At 70.7% G+C, this 15,060-nt stretch carries 15 protein-coding genes; 1 reads left to right on the top strand and 14 read right to left on the bottom strand.

What is annotated here, in order from left to right; translation table 11 throughout:
- Nucleotides 1–7: 7 nt before the first annotated feature.
- The 11 genes from AB0C12_RS35555 to iolC all read right to left on the bottom strand — a co-directional run bounded on the left by AB0C12_RS35555 (nt 8) and on the right by iolC (nt 11,856).
- Nucleotides 8–868 carry a sugar phosphate isomerase/epimerase gene (locus AB0C12_RS35555; protein WP_360554598.1) on the bottom strand — a complete coding sequence of 287 codons (861 nt, stop codon included), beginning with the start codon at nt 866–868 and terminating at the stop codon, nt 8–10.
- The gene (locus AB0C12_RS35560; RefSeq protein ID WP_360554600.1) at nt 865–1,893 is read right to left on the bottom strand and encodes a Gfo/Idh/MocA family oxidoreductase; all 1,029 of its coding nucleotides are present in this window, start codon (nt 1,891–1,893) and stop codon (nt 865–867) included. Before AB0C12_RS35560 ends, AB0C12_RS35555 begins: the two co-directional genes overlap by 4 nt.
- Nucleotides 1,890–2,705, bottom strand: coding sequence for an ATP-binding cassette domain-containing protein (locus AB0C12_RS35565; protein WP_360554602.1), 816 nt, complete (start codon nt 2,703–2,705; stop codon nt 1,890–1,892). The genes AB0C12_RS35560 and AB0C12_RS35565 overlap by 4 nt, the downstream gene beginning before the upstream one ends.
- Before the next feature lie 4 nt (nt 2,706–2,709).
- The gene (locus tag AB0C12_RS35570) at nt 2,710–3,777 is read right to left on the bottom strand and encodes an ABC transporter permease (protein ID WP_360554604.1); all 1,068 of its coding nucleotides are present in this window, start codon (nt 3,775–3,777) and stop codon (nt 2,710–2,712) included.
- A gap of 69 nt (nt 3,778–3,846) precedes the next feature.
- On the bottom strand, nt 3,847–4,827 hold the full coding sequence (locus tag AB0C12_RS35575) for a substrate-binding domain-containing protein (protein WP_360554605.1): 981 nt from the start codon (nt 4,825–4,827) through the stop codon (nt 3,847–3,849).
- Between the two features lie 44 nt (nt 4,828–4,871).
- Entirely contained in the window at nt 4,872–5,762 is an 891-nt protein-coding gene (locus AB0C12_RS35580) for a TIM barrel protein (protein WP_360554606.1), read from the bottom strand.
- 7 nt (nt 5,763–5,769) lie between these two features.
- A complete protein-coding gene (locus AB0C12_RS35585) occupies nt 5,770–7,266 on the bottom strand; it encodes a CoA-acylating methylmalonate-semialdehyde dehydrogenase (RefSeq protein WP_360554608.1) in 1,497 nt (498 codons plus the stop codon).
- A gap of 13 nt (nt 7,267–7,279) precedes the next feature.
- The gene (gene iolD / locus AB0C12_RS35590; RefSeq protein WP_360554610.1) at nt 7,280–9,175 is read right to left on the bottom strand and encodes a 3D-(3,5/4)-trihydroxycyclohexane-1,2-dione acylhydrolase (decyclizing); all 1,896 of its coding nucleotides are present in this window, start codon (nt 9,173–9,175) and stop codon (nt 7,280–7,282) included.
- Nucleotides 9,172–10,047, bottom strand: coding sequence for a 5-deoxy-glucuronate isomerase (gene iolB / locus AB0C12_RS35595; protein WP_360554611.1), 876 nt, complete (start codon nt 10,045–10,047; stop codon nt 9,172–9,174). The genes iolD and iolB overlap by 4 nt, the downstream gene beginning before the upstream one ends.
- Nucleotides 10,044–10,913 carry an aldolase gene (locus AB0C12_RS35600; protein ID WP_360554613.1) on the bottom strand — a complete coding sequence of 290 codons (870 nt, stop codon included), beginning with the start codon at nt 10,911–10,913 and terminating at the stop codon, nt 10,044–10,046. Before AB0C12_RS35600 ends, iolB begins: the two co-directional genes overlap by 4 nt.
- Nucleotides 10,906–11,856: a 5-dehydro-2-deoxygluconokinase gene (iolC, locus tag AB0C12_RS35605; RefSeq protein ID WP_360554614.1), complete on the bottom strand. Its 951-nt coding sequence runs from the start codon at nt 11,854–11,856 to the stop codon at nt 10,906–10,908. The genes AB0C12_RS35600 and iolC overlap by 8 nt, the downstream gene beginning before the upstream one ends.
- Nucleotides 11,857–12,047: 191 nt before the next feature.
- Between iolC and AB0C12_RS35610 the strand changes: the two genes are divergently transcribed.
- A complete protein-coding gene (locus AB0C12_RS35610) occupies nt 12,048–12,812 on the top strand; it encodes a GntR family transcriptional regulator (protein WP_360554616.1) in 765 nt (254 codons plus the stop codon).
- A 281-nt stretch (nt 12,813–13,093) separates the two neighbouring features.
- Here the strand turns inward: AB0C12_RS35610 and AB0C12_RS35615 are convergent, their stop codons facing one another.
- The 3 genes from AB0C12_RS35615 to AB0C12_RS35625 form a co-directional block, all read right to left on the bottom strand.
- Nucleotides 13,094–13,558, bottom strand: coding sequence for a cupin domain-containing protein (locus AB0C12_RS35615; protein ID WP_360554618.1), 465 nt, complete (start codon nt 13,556–13,558; stop codon nt 13,094–13,096).
- An 88-nt stretch (nt 13,559–13,646) separates the two neighbouring features.
- Entirely contained in the window at nt 13,647–14,288 is a 642-nt protein-coding gene (locus AB0C12_RS35620) for a hypothetical protein (RefSeq protein ID WP_360554620.1), read from the bottom strand.
- 10 nt (nt 14,289–14,298) lie between these two features.
- Complete coding sequence (locus AB0C12_RS35625; protein ID WP_360554622.1) at nt 14,299–15,027, bottom strand: class I SAM-dependent methyltransferase; 729 nt, start codon at nt 15,025–15,027, stop codon at nt 14,299–14,301.
- Nucleotides 15,028–15,060 lie beyond the last annotated feature (33 nt).

Here is a 15,060-nt window from a genome sequence, read left to right on the forward strand (position 1 = left end):
GACCGGGTCAGCGGGCGTATTTGGCCACGTACTGGTTGACCTGTTCCAGGTTGAACCGGCCGCTGTCCGCCGCGCGTTCCTCCCAGGCGAAGACACACACCGTCGCGATGCCGTCGAAGCCCACTTCCGCCAGCGTGCGGAAGAACAGGTCCCAGTCGACCTCGCCCTGGCCGATGTCCAGGTGCTGGTGCACCCGGACGGCCGAGCCCGGCGGGTTCACGATGTAGCGCAGGCCCGACGAGCCCCGATGGTCGAACGAGTCCGCGATGTGCACCTGGGTCAGCAGCGGCCCCGCGTGGCGCAGCACCGCGGCCAGGTCGCCGCCCTGGTGGAACGTGTGCGGGGCGCAGTACAGGAACGTCACCAGTGGCGAGTTGATGCCCTTGACCAGGTTCACCCCGGCGATGCCGTCCTCGACGAAGTCGTCCGGGTGCGGCTCCAGCACCAGCCGGACACCCTCGCGTTCGAAGATCGGCAGGAGTTCCTCCAGGGAACGCCAGAACTGGGCCTCGCTCGCCGCCGCCGCCTCCGGGCGGCCGTTGAACTCCGAGTTCATCACGTCCACGCCCAGGTCGACGGTGATCTCGATGGCCCGTTTCCAGTACCGCACCGCCGCCTGGCGTTCGTCCTCGTCCGGGCCCGACCACTTGTACAGCGGCAGCACCGACGCCACCGACACCTCGGCCGCGGCCAGTTCCCGTTTGAACGCGGCCACGTCCGCCGACGACGCCCGCGGGTGCAGGAAGAACGGCATGAAGTCGTCGCGGGGCGACAGTTCGATGTGGCGGTAGCCCAGGTCGGCGACCACCCGCGGCAGCTCCAGCAGGGGCACCCCGCGCAACATGTACGGATCCAGCGCGATCTTCACGACAGCACCGCCTCGGTCGCGTAGAGCGCCGGACGAGGAGCCAGCACCACCGGTACGCGTTCCCCGGTGCGCAACGCCTCGACGCCCGCATCCGACACCACCGCCGCCGCGTAGCCGTCCCACGCGTTCGGGCCCACCGGGGTGCCCCCGCCGGCCAGCGAGTCGACCCACTCCTGGATCTCCACGTCGTACGCGCGCAGGAACCGCTCCCGCCAGTCGGCCGGCACCGGCGTCGACACCTGCCGGGACGTCCGGACCGACACCGGGCTGAGCTCGCCCAGGGCCGCCGTACCGTCCTCACCCACGACCTCGCCGCGGATGTCGTAGCCGTACCGGATGTTCACCGAGATCTCCACGTCGACCAGCGCGCCGCCCGCCATCTCCAGGATCAGGAACAGCGGGTCCTGCAGGGGGCCGCCGTTGCGGCTCCGGCGCGGGATCAGCACCCGGGCCGCGGTGATCTCCTCGCCGAACATCCAGCGGACCATGTCGATCTCGTGCACCGCGGTGTCGGTGATGGCGCTCTCCTTCTCGTAGAAGGAGGGCACGTCGGCGTTGCGGTGCGCGCAGTGCATCATCAGTGGCGCGCCGATCTCACCGCTGTCGACCACCTGCTTGAGGGCCCGGTACGCCGCGTCGTACCGGCGCATGTAGCCGACCTGCACCAGCCGGCGGCCGGCCGCGACCTCGGCCTGCACGATCCGCAGGCAGGCGCCCTGGGTGGTGGCCAGGGGCTTCTCGCAGAAGACCGGCTTGCCGGCGGCGATCGCCGCGAGCACGTACTGCTCGTGGGTGGGTCCCCACGAGCAGACGACGACCGCGTCGACCGCCGGGTCGGCGATCAGTTCCTCGCCGGTGGCGTGCACGGTGGCGGCGGGCAGGCCCTCGGCGACCTTCTTGGCGGTGTCCACGTCGACGTCGGTGACGGCGGTGACCGTCACCCCGGCCAGCACCGTGGTCATCCGCCGGATGTGGTCGCGGCCGATCATCCCGGTGCCGATGACCCCGACCCGCAGCACGCTCATCGGCCGAGCTCGTGGGAGAGTTCGGTCAGTTCGTCGCCGCCGGCCATCTGGGTGGTCAGCTCGTCCAGGCCCACCTCGGAACGGTTCTTGTCCAGGGCCGTGCCGCCGAGCTTGAGGATGATGAAGTGGTCACCCACCAGGTACGCGTGGTGCGGGTTGTGGGTGATGAACACGACGCCGAGCCCCGCGTCCCGGGCCGCCGCCGTGTACTTGAGGACCACGCCGGACTGCTTGACGCCCAGCGCCGCGGTCGGCTCGTCGAGGATCAGCACGCGGGCGCCGAAGTACACCGCCCGGGCGATCGCCACGCACTGGCGCTGGCCGCCGGAGAGGGTGCCGATCGGCTGGTTGATGTCCTTGACGACGATGCCCATCTTGCGGAGTTCCTCGTCGGCGATCCGCTTCATGTCCTTGATCTTCATGCCGGCCAGCGGGAACCGGCCCGCGGTCAGCTCGGAGCCGAGGAAGAAGTTGCGCCAGACCTCCATGAGCGAGACCACGGCGAGGTCCTGGTACACGGTGGCGATCCCGTGGTCCAGGGCCTCCCGCGGGGACGCGAAGGTCAGTTCCTGGCCGTCGACCTTGAGGCTGCCCTCGTTGTGCGGGTGCAGCCCGGACATGATCTTGATCAGGGTGGACTTGCCGGCGCCGTTGTCGCCGAGCACGCAGGTGACCTCACCCGCGTTGACCCGCAGGTTGATGCCCCGCAGGGCCCGGATCGCGCCGTAGCTCTTGCCGATGCCGGTCATCTCGATGAGCGGCTCGCCCTTACGCAGTCCCGCGTCGGCGTGATCGGCCAGGGTGTCGGTCATGGTGTCATCCCACCTTCCGTGCGGTCGACATCCGCTTGACGTACAGGTTGACCAGCACGGCGAGCAGCAGCATCACGCCGAGGAAGGCCTTGAACCAGTTCGGGTCCCAGCCGGCGTAGACGATGCCCAGGCTGGTCATGCCGAAGATGAACGCGCCGATCGCGACGCCGATCGCGTTGCCGTAGCCGCCGGTCAGCAGCGTGCCGCCGACCACCGCGGCGATGATGTAGAGGAACTCGTTGCCGACGCCGTTGCCGGCCTGCAGTGTGTTGAACCGGTAGAGCAGGTGCATGCCGACGAACCAGCCGAAGAACGAGACCGTCATGAACAGCCCGATCTTGGTGCGGACCAGCGGCACGCCGACCGCGCGGGCGCTGTCCGGGTTGCCGCCGACGGCGAAGATCCAGTTTCCGGTACGGGTGCGCTGCAGGATCCACGCGGCGAGCGCGACGAACAGCAGCCACCAGATCACCGTGATCCACACCGTCACCGGGCCGATCTTGAAGCTCGACGCGAAGATGGCCTGCAGCGAGCTGAAGCCGTCGATCCGGCTGATGTCCGGGCTGGAGACCGAGCCGGTGACGAGTTTGGTGACGCCGAGGTTGGCTCCCTGCAGCACGAAGAACGTGCCCAGCGTGATCAGGAAGCTGGGGATCCCCGTCTTCATCACCAGATAGCCGTTGAGGAAGCCGATGAACAGGCAGAACACCAGCGAGACGAGCGCGCCGACCCACAGGTTCATGCCGTAGTTCCAGCACAGCATCGAGTTGACCAGGCCGGCGGTGATGGTGATGACGCCGGCGGACAGGTCGAACTCGCCGCCGATCATGAGCAGGCCGACCCCGACGGCGACGATGCCGATGGTGGAGGACTGGTAGAGGACCGTGAAGAACGACTCGGCGGACCGGAAGGCGGGCGCGACGCTGAGGAAGAAGATGAAGATGATGACCGCCGCCACGAGCGCGCCCACCTCGGGTCTGGCCAGGATGCGGCTGTAGAGGCTGAGCGAGACCCGGTTGGACGCTTCGGCGGGGGTCTTGGCGGGAGGTGGAGTGGTCCGGACTTGGGTCATGACGATGCTCCGATCACTGCCTGAGCGGGGGCAGCCGCGTCGTGGCGCGCGGCCGTCCCCCGCGAGCGACTACCGGGTGTTGTTCTTGGTGAACGGCACGATCTTGTCGATGTTGGTCTTGTCCACGAACGACGGTCCGGTGAGCACCGCCCGGCCACCGCCGATGTCGTTGCCGTTCTTGAGGTAGAGGTAGAGCGAGGAGACCGCCAGGTAGCCCTGGACGTACGGCTGCTGGTCGATGGAGAACTCGATCTTGCCGTCCTGGATGTCCTGGGCCGCCTCGGCGTTGAGGTCGAAGGTGACCAGCTTGGCCTTGCTGGCGGCGGCGTCCATCGCCTTGAGGGCGTCGATGGCGATCGGGGCGCCGAGGGTGACGATGTAGTCGATCGACTTGTCCTGCGACAGCTTGGCCTGCAGGGTCGACACGACGGCACCGTCGTCCGCCCCGTTGACCTGGATGTTCTCCGTGCCCGGGACCGCGCTCTTGACGCCGGCGCAGCGGGCCTCGAGTGCGACGGAGCCGGCGGCCTGGATGACGCAGAGCGGGTGCTTGGCCCCGGCCTCGCCGATCCGCTTGCCGGCGGCGGTGCCGGCCACGTTCTCGTCGGAGCCGAAGTACATCAGGGCCCCGAGCTTCTGGTACTGGTCGATGCCGGAGTTGAAGCCGACGACCGGGATCTTCGCGTCGGTGGCCGCCTTCACCGACCCGGCCAGCGCGTCCGGGGTCACCAGGGTGGTGGCGATGCCGCTGACCTTGGAATCGACCGCGCTCTGGATCAGCCCGGCCTGCTTGGACGCGTCCGGGTCGTTGGAGTACTTGAGGGTGACCCCCTCGTCCTTGGCGGCCTGCTGGGCCCCGGCCTTGATCTTGTCCCAGAACGTGTCACCGGGCGTCTCATGGGTGATCATCGCGATCGTGTAGCCGGAGCTGCCGGCGGCATTGGCCCCGCCACCGGAGGTGCCGGTGGTCTCCTGCTTGCCACCTTCACTGCAGGCGGCGAGGCCGAGGGCCACCACCGCCGCCACGGCGACCAGGCGTGCACCTCGCATGCGAAGCATCATGAGGTTCCTTCCTTCCAGGGGGACGGCGGCCGTCACAGGCCGACGGAGTTCAGATAGGCACGGGTACGGGTGGCGATCGGCAAGGGCAGGTCGAAGTCGACCGGGTACATGTCCTGCTCGACGACGACGAACAGATCGGCGTCCAACTCGTTGAGGGCCGCCAGCACGGACGGCACGTCCGGCCGGCCCGCCGGCGGTTCGACGCTCGCGCCCAGCGCGACGGCCTGACCGAAGGCCATGTCCTCGCGCTCGGCCCGCTCGGCGATCGCCGGGTCCATCTGCTTGATGTGCACGTAGCCGATCCGCTCGGGGTACTTGCGGATGACGGCCGGGATGTCCGCCCGCCGGTAGGCCAGGTGACCGGTGTCCAGGCACAGCGAGACGTACCGCGGGTCGGTCTCCGCCAGGAAACGCTCGGTCTGCGCCTGGGTCTCCACGTGGTAGTCGGCATGCGGATGGAACTGCATGGTGAGGCCGTACTCCTCGGCGAGAACCCGGCCGAGGGTGTTGCTGTTGTCGATCAGCGCCCGCCAGCGCTCCGGGCTGAGCTCGGCCGGCTCGTGGTAGGCCCCGGTGACGTCGTCGCGGTAGCCGGGCACCGGGACGAAGATCAGGTTCTTCGCGCCGAGCGCGGCGGTCAGCTCGGCGACCTTGCGGGTCTCGGCGAGCACGGCCGCGAAGTCCTTGTGCGGGCCGCCGACGCCGGCGACCGTGCCGCCGGCACAGGTCAGCTCCCGGCGGTCGAGCTCGTCGCGCAGCTGCGCCGGGTCGGTCGGCAGATACCCGTACGGGCCCAGCTCCAGCCAGCGGTAGCCGGCCCCGGCCAGCTCGTCGAGGAAGCGTTGCCAGGGTGTCTGCCGCGGGTCGTCGGCGAACCACACGCCCCAGGAGTCGGGACAGCTGCCCAGCCGGAGTCGTCTCATCGCTGCCTCAGCTCGCCGTCGGGAAGTGCATGCTGGCGCCGTGCGCGGCCTCGACGTGCGGCCACCGGGAAGTCACGACCTTGCCGCGGGTGTAGAACGAGACGCCCTCGGGGCCGTGGATGTGCTTGTCGCCGAAGAGAGAGTCCTTCCAGCCGCCGAAGGAGTAGTAGGCCATCGGCACCGGGATGGGCACGTTGATGCCGATCATCCCGACCCGCACCCCGCGCTGGAAACGCCGCGCCGCCTCACCACTGCTGGTGAAGATGGCGGTGCCGTTGCCGTACGGGTTCGCGTTGATCAGGTCGATCGCCGCCTCGACGGTGTCCGAGCGCACCACCGACAGCACCGGCCCGAAGATCTCCTCGGTGTAGACGTCCATCGAGGTCCGCACCTGGTCGATGACCGTGGGGCCGACGAAGAAGCCGTTCTCGAAGCCGGGCACCTGGAGACCGCGGCCGTCGGCGAGCAGTTTGGCGCCCTGCTGCTCGCCCGTACCGATCAGGCTCTCGATCCGGTCGCGGGCCGCGGCCGTGACCACCGGGCCCATCTCGCTCTTCGGGTCGCGGCCGGAACCGACCACGACCTCGTGGGCCTTGCGGGTCAGGATGTCGGCCAGCGGGTCGCCGGCGGCCCCGACGGCGACCGCCGCGGAGATCGCCATGCACCGCTCGCCGGCCGAGCCGAACGCCGCCGCGGCCAGGTGGTTGGCGGCGAACTCGAGGTCGGCGTCGGGCAGGATGATCGCGTGGTTCTTGGCCCCGCCCAGGGCCTGCACCCGCTTGCCGGTCGCGGAGGCCTGCTGGTGGATGTAGCGGGCGATCGGCGTGGAGCCGACGAAGGAGACCGCGGCGACGTCGGGATGCCGCAGCAGTGCGTCGACGGCGGTCTTGTCGCCGTGCACGACGTTGAAGACGCCGTCGGGCAGACCGGCCTGGCGCCACAGGTCGGCGATGTAGTTCGACGCCGACGGGTCCCGCTCGCTGGGTTTGAGCACGAAGGTGTTGCCGCAGGCGATGGCGACCGGGTACATCCACATCGGGACCATCACCGGGAAGTTGAACGGGGTGATGCCGGCGCAGACGCCGAGCGGCTCGCGGAAGCTGAACACGTCCACGCCGGTCGAGGCCTGGTCGGAGTACTCGCCCTTGAGCAGCTGCGGGATGCCGCAGGCGAACTCGATGACCTCCAGGCCGCGCTGGACCTCGCCGGCCGCGTCGCTGAGGACCTTGCCGTGCTCGTCGGACACCAGCTCGGCCAGCGGCTTGACGTTGGCGTTGACCAGCTCGCGGAAGTTGAACATGATCTTCGTACGGGCGCTCAGCGACGCCTGGCTCCAGGACTCGAAGGCCGTACGCGCCGCCGCCACGGCCGCGTCCACGTCGGCGCTCTCGGCCAGCACCACCTCGTGCTGCTGAGCGCCGGTTGCCGGGTTGTGGACCGGGGCGCGGCGGGTGGCGGCGCCACTGGTGAAGCTGCCGCCGATCCAATGTTCGATGGTGGTCAAGGCACTGCCCTCTCTAGAGATACTGCCGCTGGCCGCGCTTGGCCGTTTCGTAGGCGGTCCGGGCCGCCCGGGTGCTGTCCAGCGCCGAGACCTCCGAGACCGGCACGTCCCACCAGCTCTCACTGGACGGCACCGGCGACAGCGGGTCGGTCTCGATGTGGACGACGGTGAGCCGGTCGCTCTCGCGGGCCAGCTTGAGGCCCTTGGTGAGCTCGGCGATGCCGCGGCACCGGATGACGTGCGCGCCCAGACTCTCGGCGTTGGCCGCCAGGTCGACCGGCAGCCGGTCGCCGTCGTAGTCGTCGGCCGCGCCGCGGTAGCGGTAGCTCGTGCCGAACCGCTGCGAGCCCAGCGACTCCGACAGCGCGCCGATCGAGGCGAACCCGTGGTTCTGCACCAGGACGACGATCAGCTTGATGCCGTCGGCGACGGCGGTGACGATCTCCTGCGCCATCATCAGGTACGAGCCGTCGCCGACCAGCGCGTACACCTCGCGCGAGGGGTCGGCCATCTTGATGCCGAGCGCCCCGGCGATCTCGAAGCCCATGCAGGAGTAGCCGTACTCGACGTGGTACTGCTTCGGGTCCCGGGCGCGCCACAGCAGTTGCAGGTCACCGGGCATGCTGCCGGCGGCCTGCACGACCACGTCGCGCTCGCCGCAGGCGTCGTTGACCGCGCCGATGACCTCACTCTGGGCCGGCAGCGGGCCGTGGTTGAGGTGGTAGGCCTCGTCCACGCGCCGCTGCCAGGCTTCCACCTCGCGCCCATACGACATGTCGGGTGTGCGCCACGGTCGGTCGGGAGTCGCCGGCGAGGTCGCGGTGGACGGGCCTGTGAGGGCGGCGTTGAGCGCCGCGAGCCCGGCGCGCGCGTCGGCCACGACCGCCACCGCCGACTGTTTCGCCGCGTCGAAACTTGCCACGTTGAGGTTGACGAAACGGACATCGGGCGCCGCGAAGGCGGTGCGCGAGGCGGTCGTGAAGTCGCTGTACCGCGTACCGATGCCGATGATCACGTCGGCCTCGCGGGCCAGCCTGTTGGCCACAGGCGTGCCGGTCGAGCCCACGCCGCCGACCGAGTTCGGGTGGTCCCAGCTCAGCGCGCCCTTGCCGGCCTGGGTGTCGGCGACCGGGATGCCGGTGGCGCGGGCGAAGGCGTCCAGCTCGGCGGAGGCCTCCGAGTAGATGACGCCGCCGCCGGCGACGATCAGGGGGCGGCGGGCGGACCGGATCACCTCGGCGGCCCGGTCGATCGCGGCGGGCTCCGGGACCGGGCGGGCCACGTGCCACACGCGCTTGGCGAACAAAGCGTCCGGGAAGTCGTACGCCTCGGCCTGCACGTCCTGGGGCAGGCAGATCGTCACCGCGCCGGTCTCGACCGGGTCGGTGAGCACCCGCATCGCACCCAGCAGCGCCGACGCCAGTTGCTCGGGACGCCACACGCGGTCGAAGAAGCGCGACAGCGGCCGGAACGCGTCGTTGACGGACACGTCGTAGGAGCGCGGGTCCTCCAGCTCCTGCAGCACCGGCGCCGCGACCCGGGTGGCGAAGACGTCACTGGGCAGCAACAGCACCGGGATCCGGTTGACCGTGGCGAGGGCCGCGCCGGTGAGCATGTTCGTCGAGCCGGGCCCGATCGAGGCGGTGCACGCCATCGTGGACAGCCGGTTCTTCATCCGGGCGTAACCGACCGCCGCGTGCACCATGGCCTGCTCGTTGCGGGCCAGGTGGTACGGCAGGTCGGCCGAACCCGTGCGCTGGGCCTGCAGCAGGGCCTGACCCACCCCGGCGACGTTGCCGTGGCCGAAGATGCCGAAACAGCCGGCGATCGCGCGCTGCTCGGTACCGTCCCGCTCGGTCCACTGGTTGGCCAGGAACGTGACGACGGCCTGGGCGACGGTGAGTCTCACGAGCGCCTCCTCTCGGTTGCGGACGTCAGGGGCAGCCGGGGGTCCATCGCCTGCTCGTTCCAGGTGCCACGGACCCAGGCGTGGGCCGGGTCGTCGGAGAAGAGCCACTTGCGCTCCCCCGGGCCGGCCATGACGTTGAGGTAGTAGAGGTCGTAACCGGGGGCCGCCATGGACGGGCCGTGCCACCCGTACGGGATCAGCACGACATCCCCGCTGCGCACCTCGGCGCAGATGTCGATCGGGCGGTCGGGGTGGCCGTACACGCGCTGATAGCCGGCCCCGGCCGCACCCGACGGCGAACCGGCGACCTCGAAGTAGTAGATCTCCTCCAGCGCGGTCTCGCTGTCGGTCGGCGCGTCGTGCTTGTGCGGCGGGTACGACGACCAGTTGCCGCCCGGGGTGAGCACCTCCACCGCGATCAGCCGGTCGGCGGCGAACGAGTCCGGCGTACAGAAGTTGTTGACCTGGCGGCTGGCCTGCCCGGCCCCGCGCAGCTCGACCGGCACGTCCTCGGCCGGTCCGTAGCGGAACGGCAGCCGCCGGTCCGCGCGGGCCGCCGGCAGGGCGAACCGGCCGCCGTTGGCCGCCCGGACGGTGACCGACGCGTCGCGGGGCAGGTAGGCGAAGTCGGTGACCCGGGAGAACACCGAGCGCCGCCCGGTCAGGGTGACCCGCTCGTCGTCGCAGGTGACGTCACAGCCGCCGGACAGCGGCAGCACGATCATCTCCTCGTCGCCGGTGGCGAAGCTGACCCGGGCCCCGACGGCCAGCTCGACGATCCGCAGGCCGCTGAAGCCCCAGCCGGCGCTCTGCGGGGTCACGACAGTCTCGAACGGCTTGCTCTGGGCGTCGCCGCGGCGCAGCAGTGTCATAGCAGGCCCACCGCCCGGTCGACCGCACCCGCGACGTCCCCGCCGGGCGGGTAGAGCAGGCTGCGCCCGATCACCAGTCCCTGCACGGTCGGCTGGGCCAGGGCCTTGCTCCACCGCGCGTAGGCGGCCTCGGCATCCGCGGAGACCTCGCCGCCGAGGATGAGGGCGGGCAGCGTGGTCGCCGCCATGACCCGTTCCATGTCGGCCACGACCGGGACCTTCAACCACGTGTACGCCGAGGTGGGCCCGAGCCCGGCGGCGACCGACATCGCCCGGATCATCGCCTCGGCGCTGAGCTCGTTGCGCACCCGGCCGTCGACCCGGTGCGAGATGAACGGCTCGACCATCGCCATGAGCTTGTGCGCGGCGAGGTCTCCGACGGCCCGCCCGCAACTCTCCAGGGTGGTCACGGTGCCGGCGTCGTCCGGATCGATGCGCAGCAGCATCTTGCCGCCTTCGAACCCGGCCGCGGCGAGACTGTCCCCGTCGTACGCGGTGAAGCGGTCGTCGATCTCGAAGCTGGTGCCGGCCAGCCCGCCGCGGTTCATCGACCCGATGACGACCTTGTCGTCGAGCGCGCCGAGCAGCAGCAGGTCCTCGAGGATGTCCGGGGTGCCCAGCACGCCGTTGACACCCGGGCGCTCCAGCGCGGTGCAGATTCGCCGCAGCAGGTCGGTCCGGTTGCCCATGGCCAGCGGGTCCGACCCGGCCCGAAGCGCACCGCGGGCCGGATGGTCGGCCGCGATGATCATCATGCGGCCGTGCTCCCCGCGCCAGCCGGCGGGCCGGCGGCGGGCGGCCGCGGCGACGGCGATCGCGTCCGGGCGATCGGCCCGGGCCGCGGCGAGCTCGTGGACGTCAAGCACGGCCGGCCTCCTCGATCAGCTCCCGGACCTCGGACTCCGTCGGCATGGCGTCGGCGCAGGCCAGACGGGTGGTGACGATGGCACCGGCGGCGTTGCAGAAACGCATCGTGGTCTCCAGGTCCCAGCCGGAGAGCAGCCCGTGACACAGCGCGCCGCCGAAGGCGTCACCGGCGCCGAGCCCGTTGACCACCTCGATGGGCACCGGCGGCACCTGCACCTGTTCCTTGCCGTTGGAGGCCAGCACACCGAGCGGCCCCTGCTTGACGACAGCGAGCTCGACGCCCGCGTCGTGCAGGGCCCGCGCGGCGGCGTGCGGCTCCCGGACCCCGACCGCGGTCTCACACTCGTCGAGGTTGCCGACGGCGACCGTCGCGTACGGCAGGGCCTGGCTGATCCACTCCCGGGCCTGCGCGCGCGACTCCCAGAACATCGGCCGGTAGTCGAGGTCGAGGACCGTGATGCCGGACTTGTCGCGGGCGCGCAGGGCGGCCAGGGTGGCCTCCCGCGACGGCGACTGGCACAGGCCGGTGCCGGTGACCCAGAAGATGCCGGCCGACCGGATCGCGGTCAGGTCCAGCTCGGACTCGGCTATCTCCAGGTCCGGCGCCTTCGGGAAGCGGTAGAAGTAGAGCGGGAAGTCGTCGGGCGGGAAGATCTCGCAGAAGGTGACCGGGGTGGGCAGCGCCGCGACCGGCGCGACGAACCGGTCGTCGACCCCGAAGCCGCGCAACGCGTCGTGGATGAACGCGCCGAACGGGTCGGCGCCGGTCCGGCTGATCACCGCGCTGCGCCGGCCGTAACGGGCGGCGGCGACGGCGACGTTGGTGGGGCTGCCACCGAGGAACTTGGCGAAGGTGCGGACCTCACGCAGCGAGACGCCGATCTGCTGTGGATACAGGTCGACGCCGATCCGCCCCATGGTCAGTACCTCGTCTGCGGGCATGCGTCCCCCTGGGAAAGACGGATGGGCCGTGCGGGGAGATCTCAGGCACGCTGTGCTGCCTGGTGTGCCGTGCGGATTACGGCGCGATGAAAAGTCTGCCAGCCTGGTGTGTCGGCTCGTTTCGATGTAATAACGTGGGGGCTTCCACGTCAATACTTTGTCATGACAAACTGAAAAACGATGGGGGTTCCATGGCATCCGATCCCGCCCCAGCCCGCGCTGCGGTGCGCCCGGTCGAGGTCGACCGGACCAGCCCCGTGCCCCTCTACTTCCAGGTCGCCAGCCGCCTGCAGGAGCTGATCGAACAGGGCGAGATCGGCGTCGGCGCCCGCATCGAGAACGAGGTCGACCTGGCCGAACGCCTCGGCGTGTCCCGGCCGACCACCCGCCGCGCGATCCAGTATCTGGTCGAACGCGGCATGCTCGTGCGCAAACGCGGCGTCGGCACCCAGGTCGTGCACCCCAAGGTGCGCCGCCCGGTCGAGCTCTCCAGCCTCTACGACGACCTGGTCAGCGCGGACCGCAAGCCCCGCACCGAGGTGCTCGACCTGCGGGTCATCGCGGCACCGGCCGAGGTGGCCGAGGCCCTGGAGGTGCCCCTCGGCGCCGAGGTGACGTGGATCGAACGGCTTCGCTACGCAGGCGGCGAGCCCCTCGCGCTGATGCACAACGCGATCCCGGTCGACCTGATCCGGCTGGAGGCGGCCGACCTGGCCGCGTACGGGCTGTACGAGCTGCTGCGCCGGGCGGGATTCGTGCCGCGCATCGCGACGCAGGTGATCGGCGCCCGCTCGGCCAGCGCGGCCGAGGCGCGGACCCTGCAGGAGAAGCGCGGGGCCTCACTGCTGACCATGACCCGTACGGCCTGGGACGCCGGCGGCCGCGCGCTGGAGTACGGCTCGCACGTCTACCGGGCCAGCCGCTACAGCTTCGAGCTCAACCTGTCGGCGGGCTGAGCTCCCCGGCGTCCGACGCGCCGGAGACGGCGGCTTCGTCGAGGTCGCCGGCCGGCTCGCGTCGTCCTCGCGGCGCAGGTCACCCACCATCAGGCTGACGGTGGTCGACGCGAGGTCGAAGGAGCGCGGCTGCTCCGGGACGGGAATGCGTTCACCCGGCCGATCAGTCGCGCATCGGCCGGGTGTTGAGGTACCGGTGGGGTGGTGGTGGCGGCCCGGCGTTGCCGACTCGGTCGGTCCGCCGCCAGGGGTACGAGGAAGGGTCGCGGTGCACTACCGGGTCATGGCCGGTATTCGGAGGAGATCTCGGTGGCGTACTTCTGCCAGAGCGGAGTCATGGTCTCGGCCGTCATCGGCTGCCCGGACTCGACCATCTTCTTGAGATCGCGGAAGTACTGCACGTACAGATCCGGCGTGAAGGTGGACAGCATGACCGCCGGGTCGTCGCCCACGTTGGCGAAGGTGTGGGGTGCGCCCGGCGGGACGATGACCCAGGTGCCGGGACCGGCGTCGTGGTCGTCCTGGCCCACGGTGAACCGTACGGTGCCCGACAGGACGTAGAAGCCTTCGTCGTGCTGGGCATGGCGGTGCTGGATGGGACCGGGCGTGTGCGGCTGGAGGGTGATCTCGCCGATCCCCAGGCGGTGGCCGGTGTGGCTGCCGTCCTCGAGGATGCGGATCTGCGACGGCCCGTTGGTGGTGATGAGCTCACCCTCGCCGGGGCGGACGATCGTGACCGGGGTCATGGACAGGTCTCCCTGGTGGTTTCGCCGGCGTACGCGACGGTGATGTCGCGCCGTGACACAACGGTACCACCGATGTCGCGGCACGACATCACTGTTGCTGACGGGGCGTCCCGTCCCAGCGCCAGGAGGCCCGGCGGTCGCGGCCGGGCAGGGCGATCCGCCCGGTGGCCCACAACAGCGTCTGCCAGCTGTCCCCCTCGGCCGGCACATCCGGGAACAGCCGATGCAGGGAGCGGGCGCACAGATCCTGCGGCGGCTGCCACGAGAGCTCCAGCCCCGCGGCGACGTCCCGCATGTGCACCAGGGTCTCGACCACGCCCATCGCCGCGAAGCCTTCCGGGTCCGAGGCGCCGTAGGTGTGCTGCGCGCGGACGGTCGGCGGGGTGACCTCGACCATCGCGGCCAGCAACGCGCCGCAGGATTCGAGCACCTGCAGCAGGCCGGTCTGGCCGCCCTCCTCGGCGATGGCATAGATGGTGAGCGCCGGTCCGCCCGGGCGGCGGTACTCCCAGCCGATGGGGATCGGTTCCGTCACCGACGGGCGGCGCGGGCCGAGCTGCGACGCGTACGCGAAAAGGTCGTCGGCGATGTGCTCGACGGTCTCCCAGCAGTCCCAGTCGAGATCACCGGCCGGCACCCGCCAGTCCCGCTCCACCACCGTGGCGAGGGTGTCGGCCGCCAGATACACAGCTTCTCGGACATCGGCCGCAGTCACAGGGTCGCCAGGCATGGACCAGATCCTAACGACGGGCGACGGTCACGATCTCCCGGCTGTCCGGGGTGAGCGGGCCGCCGTGCCAGTCGCCGTACTGCTCGTCGAGCCGGAAGCCGGCCTCGCGCAGCAGCCGGTTGAGCACCTCCGGGCCCAGGAAGCGCAGCACCTGACGTTCGTAGTGGACCACGGCACCGGAGGCGTCGGTGACGGTCTCGGTGAAGGTGACGACATCGTCCACGACCGACTCGACCTCGTGGCCCACCCGCAGGAGCCGGCCGGCGGCGTCCACGACCTCACGCGCGTGCGCGGGCGTCCAGTCCGCCCAGGCCTGTGCCTGCGGGTGCCGGGTCTCGAACGCGAACCGGCCGCCCTCGCGCAGCGCCGCGCGCACCCCGGCGAGCCCGGCCCGGATCTCACCGTCGTCGACCAGGCACTGGAAGGCGTGCCCGGTCATCACGGCCAGATCGAAGTCCTGCTCCCACGGCGTCGCGGCCGCCGTCCCGGGCACCCACTCGATGTCGTCGCGGCGCCGGGCCCGGGCCAGGTACGCCGGGTTCGGGTCGATTCCGGCCAGCACGCCACGATGCCCGGCGTCGCGGGCCCGGTGCAACATCGCCCCGGTGCCGCAGCCCACGTCGAGCACCGCGCCGGCCGCCATGACCAGCCGGTGGTGGAACGCGTCGGCCGGGTGGTGCTCCGGGTCCCACGGGTTCAGCAGGTCGTAGAGCGCGGCCACATCGGCGTCGGAGAGCACCGCAGCAGCATAGGTGCCGCGGCGGCGCTGCCC

Origin of the sequence: Actinoplanes sp. NPDC048967 (assembly GCF_040649415.1) — a bacterium.
GTDB lineage: Bacteria > Actinomycetota > Actinomycetes > Mycobacteriales > Micromonosporaceae > Actinoplanes.